Below are 14,761 nucleotides of genomic sequence, written 5' to 3' on the forward strand. Positions count from 1 at the left end.
AGGTTTTTTGCATGGAAGAAAAATTGGATGCCAGACCTCACAAGCTGGAGCTTCTGAACCGGGAAAAGGGGAGTGTGACGGGGATCCAGGATGTGGTGTCATTTGATGAGAACCAGATGATTCTCGATACAAACATGGGGCTTCTGACGGTGCGTGGGAAGGCGCTGCATGTGAGCCGTCTGACGTTGGAAAAGGGCGAAGTGGATATTGAGGGCGAGTTTGAAAGCTTTTCGTATTCCTGCAACGAGTCCCACCGGAAATCGCAGGAGTCGTTCTTTGGACGGCTGTTCCGTTAGGTGGTGGCGGATGAACGGGACGGTGAGAGGGGAAATATGGCTGCTTGGCGGCAGTGTGTGTACGGGAATCGCGCTGATGATGATGTATGACGGGCTTAGGATCTTCCGGTGGCTGGTACGGCACGGCTCATTTTGGACAGGCATGGAGGATGCGGCGTATTGGCTTTTTGCCAGCTTTGCGACGTTCCGGCTTTTGTTCGGGCAGAATGACGGAGTCTTGCGCGGCTATGCGGTGGCGGGCGTGCTCGGCGGCATGGTGTTTTATGACCGGACGGGCAGCCGTCTTTTGTTTGCGGTATTGAAAAAATGCAGCGGATGGATTAAAATGAAAAGAAGAGGCAAAAAAAGCCAGAAGACCGGAAAGAAACGTACAACAAGGGGACAGGCAGAAAACATGGAAAGGAAGTGAGATGAGAATGCGTAGACAGATGTCGGAAGGCAGACCGGGTGGAAATGTGCGGAAAAAGAAAAAGGATAATTTAAACAACCGGATGGCGCTTGTGGGCGTTACGATGGTAGTGCTGAGTCTGGCGGTTGCCGTGCACATCAAGGGCATCGATCTCAAGGAAAAGGATAGGAGTTATTCAATTCGTGAGGAAAATCTGGAGGCGCAGGTTGCGAAAGAAGAAGAACGTGCCAAACAGCTTGAGGAATACCGCGTATACGTGCAGACCAAGCAGTATATCGAGAAGGTAGCGAAGGAGAAGCTGGGGCTTGTAAACCGCAATGAGATCCTGCTCAAGCCGTCGAATCCGAATTAGACTTGCAGCACATCATAGAATGCCTGGAGTATGGCACACGGGGGAGCAGTGTTCATAGATAGGTCGGAAAATGTCGAAGTTTTCCCTGGTTTTGCTCTGTCCGTTTGACAAATATTTCTCTCCAGCCTGTATATAATGGCGTTATACAGGTTAGGAGGGATTTTTTGTGCTTAAACGGAGAACTTTACATAGAGATATGGCTGATGTCAACGTCTACACGGCAAGACGTTTAAAGAGCATGGCACTGTCGCTGGGCGGTCTGGCGCAGGCGTTTGCGGATGAGATCGGCGGGCAGGGGCATCTGACGAAGGAGGACGGGCTGGCGGCAATGCAGACGGCGGCGTCGGCGGTATGCGGCGATTGTACACGGTGCAACCTGTATTATGGCAGCCGCCGGGACGACAGTTATTATCTCTATTATCTGCTTCGGACGTTCGAGCAGAAAGGGAAAATCGACCTGGAGGACATGCCTCGCCTGTTTCATGAGATCTGTTCCCAGAGAGAGGCGTATTTGCGGGAATTGAACCGGAGTCTCGGGCGGGCGACGATGAATCTGGGGTGGAAAAACCGTTTTCTGGAAAGCCGGGACGCGGTAATCGTCCAGTTCCGGGAGCTGGCGGCGATTCTGGAGGAATTTTCCAACCAGATGGAACAGGCGGCGGATGTGACGGCATCCTGGGAGGAGGTGCTTTCAGGGATACTCCGCAGAAACCATCTGCGTGTGGACAACATGCTGGTGCTTCAATATGAAAATCAGCAGAAGGAGGCGTTTCTCACACTGCGCAGCGTCAACGGGCGATGCATGACGGCGCGGGATGTGGCGGAACTTCTGGGACGCGCGATCGCCGGAAGCCACTGGAGTGTGGCGAAAGACAGCAAAAGCCTGATCACCCGCAATGCGGCGACCTTCCGTTTTGTGGAAGAAGGTAAATACCGGATGGTGTACGGCATGGCGTGCAGCCCCAGGGAGGGAGAACCGATTTCAGGCGACACGTGCACGGTGCAGACCGGGCTTCCGGGGCAGGTGATTATGAGCCTGTCGGACGGCATGGGAAGCGGCAGAAGCGCCAGCGAGGACAGCGAGAAGGTCATTGAGCTGACCCAGCGCCTGCTGGAGACGGGATTTTCGGCGCGATCGGCGCTCAAATTGGTAAATACGGTGCTTCTGCTGGCGGGTACGGAGCAGAATCCGGCAACAATCGATCTATGTTGTATCGATCTGGGGACAGGTGTGCTGGAAGCGATGAAGCTGGGCGCGGTGCCGACCTTTATTCTGGGGCGTGAGGGTGTTGAGTTTCTGGAAGCAGGCGGGCTGCCGATGGGAATCGTACAGAACGCGGAGCCGGTTCTGATGTCGCGGAAAATGTGGGACGGCGAAAAAATCATTATGATAAGCGACGGTATTCTCGAAGCGATGCCGGGGGAACACAAGGAAGAGACGTTCATGGAATTTGTATCAAACCTTTCCGGCGGCAACCCGCAGGAACTGGCAGAACAGATCCTGGCGTTTGCGTCCGGGCTTTCGGACGGGGGTGTGGTGGATGACTGCACAGTGTTGGTCGGGACGGTGCTGGAACGTGGGTAGTTACTGTTTACGGGTAGGCACTTTTGGAACCGAAAGTGCCGTAAGAAAACGTGGTGGCAGCAGGAATTTGCCGTATTTAAATGCGAAGCCACGGCAAATTCCGTTACTGGGCACGTATGCGTGAACAGTAACGTAGAATCTGGCAGGTTGAGAAATAAGGAGAGATCCGTTATACTGTGAAGGTACTGAACAGTTACGAGTGGATTTATTTTTAAGAGGGATAAAAAGAAATATAAAAGAATGCAGAAACAAACAGTAATTTATATGAAACAAAATCATATGACCAGGCCGGGGGATGGCGTTCTGGTCGGTTTATCCGGGGGAGCGGATTCCGTCGGTCTTTTGCTGGTGCTCTGGAAGCTGCGGGAGACGTTTCAGATTTCCCTGCGGGCGCTCCATGTCCATCACGGGCTGCGCGGCGCGGAGGCGGATAGAGATGCGGCATTTTCACGGATGCTGTGTGAACGGCTGGAAATTCCTTTTTATGAGTTCCGTATCGATGCGGCAAAAGAGGCGCTTGACCGGAAATGTTCCATCGAGGAGGCGGGACGGCAGGCGCGGTACCGCCTGTATGAGGAGACGGCGCTTGCGTGGGAGAAAGAGATGTGTCCGGATTTGACATCGGAGAATGCGGGGGAAAAAGAGGCGGCAGCCGCCCGGGTTCACATCGCCACCGCCCACCATGCGGATGATAATGCGGAAACGGTTCTTTTTAACCTGTTCCGCGGAAGCGGTCTGACCGGGCTTTCCGGCATTGCTCCGGTGCGGGGGCGCATCATCCGTCCTCTTCTCTGGGCGCAGCGGAGTGAGATTCAGGCATGGCTTTTGCAGCAGGGACAGGACTGGGTCGAGGACTCGACGAACCGGGAGAGTGAATACAGCCGCAACTGGCTTCGGAATGAACTGCTTCCGGCGGTAGAAGAGCGCCTGAATGTACAGGCAGTCCGTCATATCGACCAGGCGGGCAGACGCATCCGGCAGGCAGATGCCTATCTGGAAGAGGTGGCAGAGGAATGGCTTCAAAAGCATGCACCGGACGGAAAGGCGGATGCAGGAGCGCTGGCAGAACAGGCGGAGATTGTGCAGGGCTATATTGTGCGGCGGTTGTTTTTAAAGAGCAAAATGCCGCTCCGGGACGTGACGGAGACGCATGTGCAGGCGGTGCGGGAACTTCTGCATCAGGGAACCGGAAAGAGTATTTCGCTGCCGCATGGGTTCCGGGCGGTGAATGTATATGGATTTCTTGAAGTGCGCTCGCTTAGTCATCCAGGGGAAAGAAAAGAGGTTTTGCTTCCGGGCAGCCAGGATGAGAATCTTTTGCAGATGCATATTTTCCCCTGTGAAAATGGGGATGAATTTCCGAAAAACCAGTATACGAAATGGTTTGACTATGATAAAATAAAAGGTACCTTATCGCTGAGACACCGGCAGCCGGGGGACTACCTGACACTGCCGTCCGGTGGTCGGAAAACACTGAAATCCTGGATGATTGATGAGAAAATTCCGAGACAGGAGCGGGAGCAAATCTGGCTTCTGGCGGAAGAAAAACATATCCTGTGGATAGTGGGGCACCGGATCAGCGCATATTATAAGATAACAGAACAGACAAAAACCATCCTTGAGGTGGAATTTAACGGAGGAAAAAGCAGTGGCTGATAAGATTCGTGTATTATTAACGGAAGAAGAAGTAAACAAGAAGATCAGTGAAGTGGCAGCACAGATCAACAAAGATTATGAGGGAAAGGAAGTCCACCTGATCTGTATCTTAAAGGGCGGCGTATTTTTTACCTGCGAACTGGCAAAACGCCTGACTATTCCGGTTTCCCTGGATTTCATGTCTGTATCCAGCTACGGTTCCGACACCAAGTCAAGCGGTGTGGTAAAGATTATCAAGGATCTGGACGAGCCGCTGGAGGGCAAGAATGTCATCATCGTGGAGGACATCATCGATTCCGGACGCACCCTGGCATATCTGATCGAGGTATTAAAACAGAGAAATCCGAAAAATATCGAGCTGTGCACCCTGCTTGACAAGCCGGAGCGCCGCGTGAAAAAACAGGTTCAGGTTAAATATACCTGCTTTACAATCCCGGATGAGTTTGTCGTAGGTTACGGCCTGGATTATGATCAGAAATACCGCAACCTGCCGTACATCGGTGTTGTGGAAGTATAAGGAGGAAGCCAGTTGAAACAACGTCAGTCGATGGGAGGCGTGGGGCTTCTGATCCTCATGCTGCTCGTTATCATGTTTTTCTCGTTGAAAGTCCCTGGAATGGCGACGGAGCGGGAATTAAGCTATCCGGAGTTCATGGTATATCTGGAAAATAAGACCGTAGAGAGTGCACAGATCCGCCCGAACCGCGAGGTGCCGACCGGTGAGGTTATTTTTGAGACAACCTCCGACGACCGGGAGGAGTTCAATGTGCTGGATGTGAAGGAAGTAGAGATGGCGCTGCGCAAGGCGGGGGTTCCGTACACGACCACCAGCGTCCGCCAGGACAGCTATTTTATGACGGTGATCCTGCCGATCGCTTTGTCCGCAGGCGTCCTGATCTTCCTGTTTATGTTTATCAATTCCCGTTCCGGCGGCGGGGCAAATGCCAAGATGATGAATTTTGGACGCAGCCGTGCCCGGATGGTATCGACCAGCAAGGTCAACTTTACCAAGGTTGCCGGTCTGGAAGAGGAGAAAGAGGAACTGGAGGAGATCGTAGATTTCCTGAAAAACCCGCAGAAATACACCGGTGTCGGGGCGCGCATCCCGAAAGGCGTGATCCTAGTCGGACCTCCAGGAACTGGTAAAACCTTGCTTGCTAAGGCCGTAGCGGGCGAGGCGGGTGTCCCGTTCTTCTCGATTTCCGGTTCGGATTTTGTTGAAATGTTTGTCGGTGTCGGCGCATCCCGTGTCCGCGACTTGTTTGAGGAAGCCAAGAAAAATGCCCCGTGTATTGTCTTTATCGATGAGATCGATGCGGTTGCCAGACAGCGTGGTACCGGCATGGGCGGCGGTCACGACGAGCGAGAGCAGACGCTCAACCAGCTCCTGGTTGAAATGGATGGTTTCGGAGTCAATGAGGGCATCATCGTCATGGCGGCGACGAACCGCGTGGATATTCTCGACCCGGCGATTCTGCGGCCGGGCAGATTTGACCGAAAGGTGGCAGTCGGACGACCGGACGTCAAGGGACGCGAGGAGATTCTCGGCGTTCATACGAAGGAAAAACCGCTGGGCGAGGATGTGGATTTACACCGCATCGCGCAGACGACCGCTGGATTTACCGGAGCCGATCTGGAAAATCTGATGAATGAGGCGGCGATCAATACCGCAAAAGAAGGACGTAAGTTCCTGACCCAGACGGATATTGAGAAAGCCTTTATTAAAGTGGGAATCGGTGCTGAAAAGCGCAGCAAGGTGATTTCTGAGAAAGATAAGAAGATTACCGCATACCATGAGGCGGGTCATGCGATTCTGTTCCATGTCCTCCCGGATGTGGGACCGGTTCACACCGTTTCGATCATTCCGACCGGTGTCGGTGCGGCAGGCTATACGATGCCGCTTCCGGAGCAGGATGAGCTTCATATGACGAAGGGCAGAATGCTTCAGAATATCATGGTTTCGCTGGGCGGACGAATCGCCGAGGAGATTATCTTTGACGACATTACGACCGGCGCCTCCCAGGATATCAAGCAGGCGACCTCGATGGCGCGCGCGATGGTAACCGAGTACGGTATGTCAGAAAAACTGGGTATGATCAACTACGGTGGAGACAACAACGAGGTCTTTATTGGCCGCGACCTGGCGCATACGAGAACCTACAGCGAGGAAGTGGCGAGCGAGATCGACAGTGAGGTAAAACGCATCATCGACGAATGCTATGCCAAGGCAAAACAGATCATTCTCGATCACGAGGATGTCCTTCATTCCTGCTGTGCCCTGCTGATGGAGAAAGAGAAGATCGGTCAGGCTGAGTTTGAAGCGCTGTTCCAGGATGGAGAAAAGCCGTCAGGGGAAGCTGAAACTCCGGTGACAGAAGCATAAAAAGTTCAAAGCATGAAACAGGTCTGCAAATAAGCCTGAAAAAAGGTGCCAGTCAGCTGCCAGAATGTGCGGGAGACATCCCGGACAGCCATCGGATAGATGGAAATGGCAGCGGCGGCACCTTCTTTTATGCAAATTTCAGGCGGATTTTGCTGGACATTTCGGGAGAGAGTGTTGATTTGCACAAAAAAGAAATCGAAATAAAACGATGTTTGTGCACACTTATTTCCGCTCCTATGCTATTATAATAGACGTAACCCCCCCAATACATTATATAGTTTTTGCTACACCCCATAAAACGAAATACCTTCTCCTAAAAAGGTCAGCTACCCCGCTGACCTTTTTTATTTCATAGGAAATTACGTCCTATGAAACAAAAAACGCTCCGCGAGGATGCGCACTCGCGCGAAGCAGAAACATGTCGCAAGCGACCGCGCTCGGCGCGAGAATGTGCCAAGGCACATTCTTTTTTATTACCTAAAATTAGGGGTGTGAAAATAACTTGTGTAATTTTGGGAAATCCTGTAAAATATGGGCAGAAAATAACATGATTGTGAAAGCGGTGAAACCGCTGGAAAGGGAAACAGATGGAGCAGATCAATCGCGACGCGCTATTTTGTGACGAGACAGAGGATTACCGTTGTCCTTCGGAGGCAGATGCGGGTGAAGTCGTTACATTTTATTTCAGAACAGAGAAAAATGGAGCAGATGCGGTTGTACTGCTGGAATATGACCCGGAGACCGGGGCGCTTTTGCAGGAGTGGCAGATGAAACGGCTTTCGTGGGAGTGCTGTGCTGGCAGCGTTGGGAACGGTGCAGATACAAATCGAGGCATAGATGGTAGCGGTATGGCTGACAAGTCAGACAGCCGTTTTGATTACTACAGCTGTGCGCTGACTCTGGGAACGAAAACATTTTCGTATGTATTTCAGGTAACCTGGGGCGAGAACGTCTGTCTTTACAACCGGATCGGGCTGACAGAGGATGCGGCGGCGCACCCGTTCCGCCTGATTCCGGGATTTCATGTGCCGGAGTGGAGCAAGGGCGCGCTGATGTATCAGATCTATGTGGATCGGTTCTGCAACGGCGATCCTACAAACGATACGGAAACCAATGAATATATTTATCTGAAAAAGCCGGTCACCCGGGTGACGGACTGGAAGGAACCGATCAGTACACTCGATGTGGGACGGTTTTACGGCGGTGATCTGCAGGGTGTTTTAGATAAACTTGATTATTTAAAGAGTCTCAAGATAGAAGCAATCTACTTAAATCCGGTATTTGTATCACCGTCGAACCATAAGTATGACTGTCAGGACTACGACCATATCGATCCGCATTATGGAGTGATTCTGGAGGACGCAGACGGGCTGGTGTGCCCGGAAGATACGGACAATGACCGCGCACATAAATATATGACGCGGACGGCGGATGAGCAGAACCTGGAGGCGAGCGATGCCTTTTTTGCCCGCCTGATTGAGGAAGCACACAAGCGGGGAATCCGGGTGCTGGTGGACGGTGTGTTCAACCATTGTGGTTCTTTCAATAAATGGCTGGATGCGGAACTTCTGTACCAGCACGCGGGCGGCTATCCGCAGGGGGCATATGTCTCGGAGGACAGCCCGTATCGCTATTTTTTCCAGTTCCACAATGAAAATGCCTGGCCGTTTAATGACAGCTACGACGGCTGGTGGGGACACGCGACGCTTCCGAAGCTCAATTACGAGGAATCGCCGGAATTGTACCAGTACATTCTGGGGATTGCGAAAAAATGGGTGTCGGCGCCGTTTGGAGCAGATGGCTGGCGGCTGGATGTGGCGGCAGATCTGGGGCGGAGCGCCGGGATGAACCATCAGTTCTGGCGTGATTTCCGCGCGGCAGTCAAGGAGGCAAATCCGGAGGCGGTCATGATCGCGGAACATTACGGCAGCCCGTATGACTGGCTGAAGGGCGATCAGTGGGATACGGTCATGAATTATGATGCGTTTATGGAGCCGCTGTCATGGTTTCTGACCGGGATGGAGAAGCACAGTGACGAAGAAAATCCGACGCTGTTTGGGGATGGATGCGCCTTTTTTGAGGCGATGCGCTACCATATGAGTGAAATGCCGACGGCTTCCGTGCAGTGTGCGATGAACGAGCTGTCCAACCACGATCACTCCCGCTTTATGACGCGGACAAACCGCCGGGTGGGCCGTCTTGCGTCGGCAGGTGCAAAAGCAGCGGAGGAAGGCATCAGCTATGGCATTTTCCGCCAGGGTGTTGTCATGCAGATGACCTGGCCGGGCGCGCCGACGATCTATTACGGCGACGAAGCGGGCGTCTGTGGATGGACCGATCCGGACAGCCGCCGGACGTACCCGTGGGGCGGGGAAAACCTGGAGCTGATCGAGTTCCACCGATACATGAGCGGCATCCGGAAACGCTGTCCGGCATTTAGAAATGGTTCCTTGAAAGCGCTGGCGGCGGGAGATGGCTATATTGCCTATGGACGTTTTCAGAGTGCTCAGAGAGCTGGCGGCGCGTGCTGCGGCGTGACGGCGGTCAATACAGGTGATGACTGGCTGACGCTCAAGATTCCGGTCTGGCAGATCGGGGCGCGCGACGGGGCGGTCCTGCGCCGGGAAATGATGACCTATGAGGACGGTTACAACGCCGGACAGGTTGAACATGAGATAAAGGACGGCTATATCGAGGTGAAAATCCCACCGGTCGGAAGTATCGTTTTGACGGGAAATGATACGGCATTGTAGGAAATGCGGCTTCGACAAGATATATGATTTCTGGCAGTTGAACGAGAAGAATCAAAAGCAGGAAAAAATGGAAATAAAAATATTAAATAAAATAGATAAGTTTTAGAATGAAAATCGACAAGAGGTTATAAAGCCTCTGCCGATTTTCTTTTTTTATAGAAAACAGCAGAAAAGAAGAGCGTGCAGAGCGTAAAGACTCTGACACGCTTATTTTTTTACCATAAAAGCAAATGAGGACGGAAAGGAGCATAGAACATGGCGAAACGAAAGTACAAGCGTCTGCATTACGAGGACAGGCAGACCATAGAGGCTATGAGTAAGCAGGGCAGCAGTGTAAGCGATATTGCAGAGGCACTGGGAACGCATAGGGACACAATTTATAGGGAGTTCAAACGTTGCAACGCCACACTGAAAACCTACACGGCGGCAGCAGGGCAGCAGGCGTTATAAACAAGAATAACAAAAGAGAGGTAAGACACATGAAAAAAGTAGATTTTAATAAATTGCAGGTAGGCGACTTAGTAGAAGTGCCACGCACACAGTTTGCACCTATGCGTAGCGGCTGGAATGGCTGGTTATTCAGTGAGGCAGTAGTAATAAGAAAGGGCGTAGGAAGAAAAAGCAAAAAGAATGTAGTCGTAGTGGAAATGAGAACACCAGCAGGAAAGAACAGCTACGGGACTATAGAGGCTACATTTTACGCAGAGAATGTTTTTACTACGCCAGCAGTAAAGAACGCAAGAAACATTTTGAAGAAATACGGAATAGAGGACGCAGAGAGCTTTTACAAATTCATTGAGCGGGACGACGTAACGGGCTGCGACTGGATAAGGTTTTTAATAGAAAAAGGCTTTTTATTTAATGAGTAGGCGGCAGCAGCCGCCACGAGTGCCGTTAGTTCAGTTGGTTAGAGCAGCCGCCTCATAAGCGGCAAGTCGTGGGTTCAAGTCCCACACGGCACATTGTGTAGCAGGCATGGCGAGCCTGCGGCAGAGGGCAGCAGGCTAATAGCTGCAATCTGTATACCGTGGAAAAATAGCGGCGGTCATACCAGCCAGAAAGTATGTGGACAGTCAACAGGTTTTCAGTTGCTTTTTAATGCGAAAAGCAGCCCGCACGGTAAAACCAAACGCCAGAACAGGAGAGCGGCACACATGGAAAGACAGAGAGCGCCGCCGAAAGGAAGAGAGGCAGAGAATGGCAGCAGAGGCATTGATAGTAGAGGACGCATACCAGAAAGGCTACGCAGATGCAATGGCAGATATGCGTAAGAAAAAAGAGCAGAGGCGGCAACAGGAGCAGGCAAAGAAAGCCCGCCGTTGGTATTTCATTAAACAGAAAGCCTGTGGGCTTGCAATGCTTGCAATTACCGTGCTGGCAGTATGGGCGACAGAGGGCGACATAACGATAGCATTTATTACAGTACCGCTGGGGCTTACGTGCATTTTCAGTAAAGAAATGCTGATTATGAATGATTACTATTTTACTACGAAAGAAAGGAAAAAGAACCATGATACAGATTTTAGAATTGTTCGGCGGGATAGGTAGCCCACGTTGCGCACTGCGCAATATTGGCATACCAGTAAAAGCCATTGACTATGTAGAGATAGACGAAAAGGCAGTACGTTCCTATAACGCAATGTTTGCGGACGAGCTGCCATATAAGACGCAAAGCGTCGTAGGCTGGAATTTAAAACCAGACATTTTAATACATGGCAGCCCTTGCCAAGATTTTAGTATAGCAGGACACCAAGGAAAAGCGACAGCAGAGGCGGGACGGATAAATAGAGGTAAGGGAGCAGACAAAGGTAGCGGCACACGTTCAAGCCTTATGTGGGAAACAATTCATATTATCGAACAAATGGGAGAATGGAAACCAAAGTACGTAATATGGGAAAACGTCAAAAATGTGTTAAGCCGCTATATGCGGGTAAATTTCAACTTGTATTTATCAGAAATGGAACGGCTGGGATATAGTAGCAATTTTGAAATACTGGACGCAAGAGAGTTTGGTTTACCACAATCAAGAGAAAGAGTTTTCACAGTATCTGTATTGGGAAAAGAAAAATTTTCTTTTGATGATTTAATAAAAACGCCCATGAAAGATATTAACGACTTTTTACTACCAGATGCGCCGCCAGTGTATGACGTGACACAGCCGAGCGTTTTAGATGCAATCGGAAAGAAAGGAATACGACGGGCAACGGTAATAGAGGATTGCGCTTTTACAATTACCGCAAGGCAAGACAGAACACCAGCACAGGTAATAGATATGGGCGGCGGGCGCTACAGATACCTTACAGAACGGGAGTGCTGGCGCTTGCAAGGCTATACAGATGCAGACTACGAGGCGGCGGCTGCGGTACATAAAAAAGTAGGGCGTTACACAATGCCACTGTATAAGCAGGCGGGGAACAGCATACCAGTACCGATTTTTGAGAGTATGTTTAGAAAAATATTGCTGGGCGAAACAACGGAAAGCGGGGCGGGAGAATGAGCCACAGATATTACAGCCCTTTACGCCCGTTATCACTGGGAACATTTCCAAAGCCGCAGGGAAACGAGATTTTACATATAGAAAATTTTGAGGAACGGCAGAACGTACCAGAGATAGAACGGCAGGCGTGGGGATACATTGAGTACAAAGAGGTGCTTACAGAAATAGAGGCGGCAGCTTATGAGCTGATACCGTCAAACTGCATTTCTGAAATGGAAAACTTAGAGGCAAGGAGATAAAGACAATGAGCGAGGTATATATACGCAGCCAGAATAAAGAAAAGCTGTATAGACTGGGCGGTAATTACGCCTGCGTAGAGTATGGAGAGCACGAGGACATAAAGAAAAAGAGAGGCGGCGCAGAGGCAGACGAAAAGCGCCACGTAATTTGCATAAGTGACGGGTGTTTAGAAGAAATTGGAGAGTATGCCACAAAAGAGCGCTGCTTAGAAGTGCTGGACGAGATACAGAAAGCGTGCGTAAGTTATCTGTTTACGGCTGGTGGTGCAGCCGTAATAAGGGGCGGCATGGACGTACAGCCGTTTGCGGCAGTAATACCGAGGCTGTACGAAATGCCGGAGAAGTAGGAGAGGCAGACAGTGACAGTAAAGGAATTTATAGGCACGCTGGAAAGTTCAGACCGCCTGCGCATTATCGAGGGCAAAGCAGAGGCTTACGTAGGGTATCTGGCAGCGTTCAAACCGTTTGCAGACCATGAGATAAGCGAGGAATACCGAAAATACAGCGGGCATGAGGTAAAGAAGTTTAGAGCAGTGCCGGAGATAACGCACAGACGCTGGAAAGAGCTGGGGCTTATGAAACCATTAGAGCCAGAACAGACAGCACAGTATAAGTTTAGTGATTTGCAGATGTCGCTTTACTACACCATTTACATATAAGAAAGGAAAGGGCAGGAAGTATGACAAAGAAAAAGCCAGATTTTTTACGGGATTTAGATACTGCAATCATGGACGAGCTTACAGGTGGCGGTATCAAGGGAAATGTAGCGGGACTGGTAGGAACGCTTACACAGATTAAGGAAATTAAGCAGCTATGCGGGCTGCCGCTTTGTGGTTATATGGCAAAGCTGGAAACGGTAAGACCAAGCGGCGTGCCGGACGAGGTAACGGTAGTATTTGCAGAGGACGTACCATACAGGGCTTGCAACGGCATAGAATTTGACGTTATGCAGGAATTTGTAGAGGGCAGCAGGCTTTTACTGACAGGTAAGGTGCAGACGCTTAAGGACTTCCAGAGCGGTAGACTGCTGGTATATATTCTGGCAGATTTTGTGGCGGTATCGGAAAAGGCAGTAGAGCAGGACGAGGCAGCAGTAAGAGGCGTTATAGCGAATAAGCCAACATACAGAAAAACACCGAGAGGCAAGCGCATTACTGATATTACGGTAAAGGTAAGAAATGAGCTTACAGGCGGCAGCTGCTTTTTACCGTGCATCTGCTGGCAGGAACAGGCAGACGAGGCGGCGCAGTGGCAGCAGGGCGACACTGTAGAGCTGCTGGGACGGTATCAGAGCCGCCAGTATGAAAAGGTGCTTGACGCAGCCACAGGAGAAAGAGAACAGCGCACAGCTTATGAGGTATCGGTACGGCTGATTAGAAGAAAGGAAGAGGCAGAAAATGAGCGTTGAACATATCGGCAAGGGTTATGTAAAAATCTGCGTGAGCGAGGAAGAGTTAGAGAACAGCATAGCTGGGCTTAGCCAGTTAAAACCTATTTTGCAAGCGCAAGTAATGAAAGGGAACGGAAGAAACATAAAGCAGGGGCTTATTGACGCAGCAGAGCTGGGGAAACATTTTGATACAGCGATAGATGCAATGACTATGCTTTTGGCTGTGTTTAAGGAAGAAAGCGAGGCACAGAATGAAGAGTAAAACAATTTTAGGAGCAGACGGCGCAACAAAAATGCGGCAGATTACAGTAGGGATACACGGAAAGGGCGGCGAGGCAGGCATAAAGGCAATACAGCAGCTTGCAGGCATGGTGGACAGCTTAAAGCAGTGCCAGACACCACAGGAAGTATACGACAGATATTTACAGATTACGGGGTACTGTAAATGCTGCGTTGATTGTAATTTTATAGACCAAAAGGGAGCAGACGAGCTGATGTGCTTAGCAGCATATCTGGCAGGAAATGAACAGGCACGGGCAGAGGCACAACAGAAAGCGGGTAAAAAGGCATGAGAAAGGTTTATATATGCAGCCCATACAGGGCGAAAGACGGCGCAGAGCTGGACAGAAACATAGATTATGCGCAGCAGCTGACACGGCAGGCGTTAGAGGCGGGCTTAGCACCCATTACGCCGCATTTATATATGACGCAGTGCATGGACGATAAAAAGCCGGAAGAGCGGGCAAGGGGCATGGCTGCGGGGCTTGCGCTGCTGAAAGGCTGCGATTTTGTTATTGCTGGTGTGAAATACGGCATAACAGAGGGAATGGACAGAGAAATACATACAGCAAATATGCTGGGAATTACGGTTATAGATGCAAACCAGATTAAACGGCATCTGGAATATGGGGAAAAGCGACAGGAGAGGGCGGCGAGCGATTACGCAAAGCTGCATAGCTGCGAATTTTGCAAGGGCAGCAAATTATACAGCTGCACGGGCTACGATTGCAGAGAGCCATACAGACGGGCTTATGAGTATGCCTTAAGCCGCATAAGAGAGCGGCAGGAAACATGAAAAAATAAAAGCGCCTACGGTGGGGAAACACCATAGGCGCTAAGCTATACAGCTTTGAAATACTATAAAAATTATAAGCTATGTATGGCGCAAAGTCAAGAAATTTAACGGGCAGGCAGCCCGTTT

19 protein-coding genes and 1 tRNA gene are annotated in these 14,761 nt (G+C 50.6%); all 20 read left to right on the top strand.

The features are described from left to right. Positions 1-11 precede the first annotated feature (11 nt). The 20 genes from yabP to DXC57_RS11540 all read left to right on the top strand — a co-directional run bounded on the left by yabP (position 12) and on the right by DXC57_RS11540 (position 14,635). Entirely contained in the window at positions 12-296 is a 285-nt protein-coding gene (gene yabP, locus DXC57_RS11445; RefSeq protein ID WP_022360387.1) for a sporulation protein YabP, read from the top strand. A gap of 10 nt (positions 297-306) precedes the next feature. Continuing rightward, positions 307-705, top strand: coding sequence for a spore cortex biosynthesis protein YabQ (gene yabQ, locus DXC57_RS11450; protein WP_118652692.1), 399 nt, complete (start codon positions 307-309; stop codon positions 703-705). Positions 706-712: 7 nt separating this feature from the next. Beyond that, positions 713-1,057, top strand: a complete 345-nt coding sequence (locus DXC57_RS11455; RefSeq protein WP_181986250.1) for a septum formation initiator — start codon at positions 713-715, stop codon at positions 1,055-1,057. A gap of 166 nt (positions 1,058-1,223) precedes the next feature. Beyond that, entirely contained in the window at positions 1,224-2,642 is a 1,419-nt protein-coding gene (locus DXC57_RS11460; protein ID WP_118652694.1) for a SpoIIE family protein phosphatase, read from the top strand. A 264-nt stretch (positions 2,643-2,906) separates the two neighbouring features. Then, positions 2,907-4,298, top strand: coding sequence for a tRNA lysidine(34) synthetase TilS (gene tilS, locus DXC57_RS11465; RefSeq protein ID WP_243101468.1), 1,392 nt, complete (start codon positions 2,907-2,909; stop codon positions 4,296-4,298). Then, positions 4,291-4,815 carry a hypoxanthine phosphoribosyltransferase gene (gene hpt, locus DXC57_RS11470; protein ID WP_022360393.1) on the top strand — a complete coding sequence of 175 codons (525 nt, stop codon included), beginning with the start codon at positions 4,291-4,293 and terminating at the stop codon, positions 4,813-4,815. The genes tilS and hpt overlap by 8 nt, the downstream gene beginning before the upstream one ends. A 57-nt stretch (positions 4,816-4,872) precedes the next feature. After that, positions 4,873-6,681, top strand: a complete 1,809-nt coding sequence (gene ftsH / locus DXC57_RS11475) for an ATP-dependent zinc metalloprotease FtsH (protein ID WP_347502051.1) — start codon at positions 4,873-4,875, stop codon at positions 6,679-6,681. Between the two features lie 587 nt (positions 6,682-7,268). Continuing rightward, positions 7,269-9,434, top strand: a complete 2,166-nt coding sequence (locus DXC57_RS11480) for a glycoside hydrolase family 13 protein (protein ID WP_118652698.1) — start codon at positions 7,269-7,271, stop codon at positions 9,432-9,434. Positions 9,435-9,689: 255 nt separating this feature from the next. Further along, positions 9,690-9,884 carry a helix-turn-helix domain-containing protein gene (locus DXC57_RS11485; protein ID WP_002591239.1) on the top strand — a complete coding sequence of 65 codons (195 nt, stop codon included), beginning with the start codon at positions 9,690-9,692 and terminating at the stop codon, positions 9,882-9,884. A 29-nt stretch (positions 9,885-9,913) separates the two neighbouring features. Continuing rightward, complete coding sequence (locus DXC57_RS11490) at positions 9,914-10,303, top strand: hypothetical protein (protein WP_118652700.1); 390 nt, start codon at positions 9,914-9,916, stop codon at positions 10,301-10,303. 19 nt (positions 10,304-10,322) lie between these two features. Continuing rightward, a tRNA-Ile gene (locus DXC57_RS11495) sits at positions 10,323-10,396 on the top strand. 235 nt (positions 10,397-10,631) lie between these two features. Beyond that, on the top strand, positions 10,632-10,982 hold the full coding sequence (locus DXC57_RS11500) for a hypothetical protein (protein WP_242994050.1): 351 nt from the start codon (positions 10,632-10,634) through the stop codon (positions 10,980-10,982). Beyond that, a complete protein-coding gene (locus tag DXC57_RS11505) occupies positions 10,945-11,931 on the top strand; it encodes a DNA cytosine methyltransferase (RefSeq protein WP_117552290.1) in 987 nt (328 codons plus the stop codon). The genes DXC57_RS11500 and DXC57_RS11505 overlap by 38 nt, the downstream gene beginning before the upstream one ends. Beyond that, a complete protein-coding gene (locus tag DXC57_RS11510) occupies positions 11,928-12,170 on the top strand; it encodes a hypothetical protein (protein ID WP_118652702.1) in 243 nt (80 codons plus the stop codon). The genes DXC57_RS11505 and DXC57_RS11510 overlap by 4 nt, the downstream gene beginning before the upstream one ends. A 5-nt stretch (positions 12,171-12,175) precedes the next feature. Further along, on the top strand, positions 12,176-12,517 hold the full coding sequence (locus DXC57_RS11515) for a long-chain fatty acid--CoA ligase (protein WP_118652704.1): 342 nt from the start codon (positions 12,176-12,178) through the stop codon (positions 12,515-12,517). A 12-nt stretch (positions 12,518-12,529) separates the two neighbouring features. Further along, complete coding sequence (locus DXC57_RS11520) at positions 12,530-12,829, top strand: hypothetical protein (RefSeq protein WP_118652706.1); 300 nt, start codon at positions 12,530-12,532, stop codon at positions 12,827-12,829. 20 nt (positions 12,830-12,849) lie between these two features. Next, positions 12,850-13,578, top strand: a complete 729-nt coding sequence (locus DXC57_RS11525) for a single-stranded DNA-binding protein (RefSeq protein ID WP_118652708.1) — start codon at positions 12,850-12,852, stop codon at positions 13,576-13,578. After that, the gene (locus tag DXC57_RS11530; RefSeq protein WP_117552286.1) at positions 13,568-13,822 is read left to right on the top strand and encodes a toxin PIN; all 255 of its coding nucleotides are present in this window, start codon (positions 13,568-13,570) and stop codon (positions 13,820-13,822) included. Before DXC57_RS11525 ends, DXC57_RS11530 begins: the two co-directional genes overlap by 11 nt. Continuing rightward, positions 13,812-14,132, top strand: coding sequence for a hypothetical protein (locus DXC57_RS11535; protein ID WP_002591249.1), 321 nt, complete (start codon positions 13,812-13,814; stop codon positions 14,130-14,132). Before DXC57_RS11530 ends, DXC57_RS11535 begins: the two co-directional genes overlap by 11 nt. Then, complete coding sequence (locus DXC57_RS11540) at positions 14,129-14,635, top strand: hypothetical protein (protein WP_118652710.1); 507 nt, start codon at positions 14,129-14,131, stop codon at positions 14,633-14,635. The genes DXC57_RS11535 and DXC57_RS11540 overlap by 4 nt, the downstream gene beginning before the upstream one ends. Positions 14,636-14,761 lie beyond the last annotated feature (126 nt).

The organism is Clostridium sp. TF06-15AC (assembly GCF_003481165.1).
Lineage (GTDB): Bacteria > Bacillota > Clostridia > Lachnospirales > Lachnospiraceae > Otoolea > Otoolea fessa.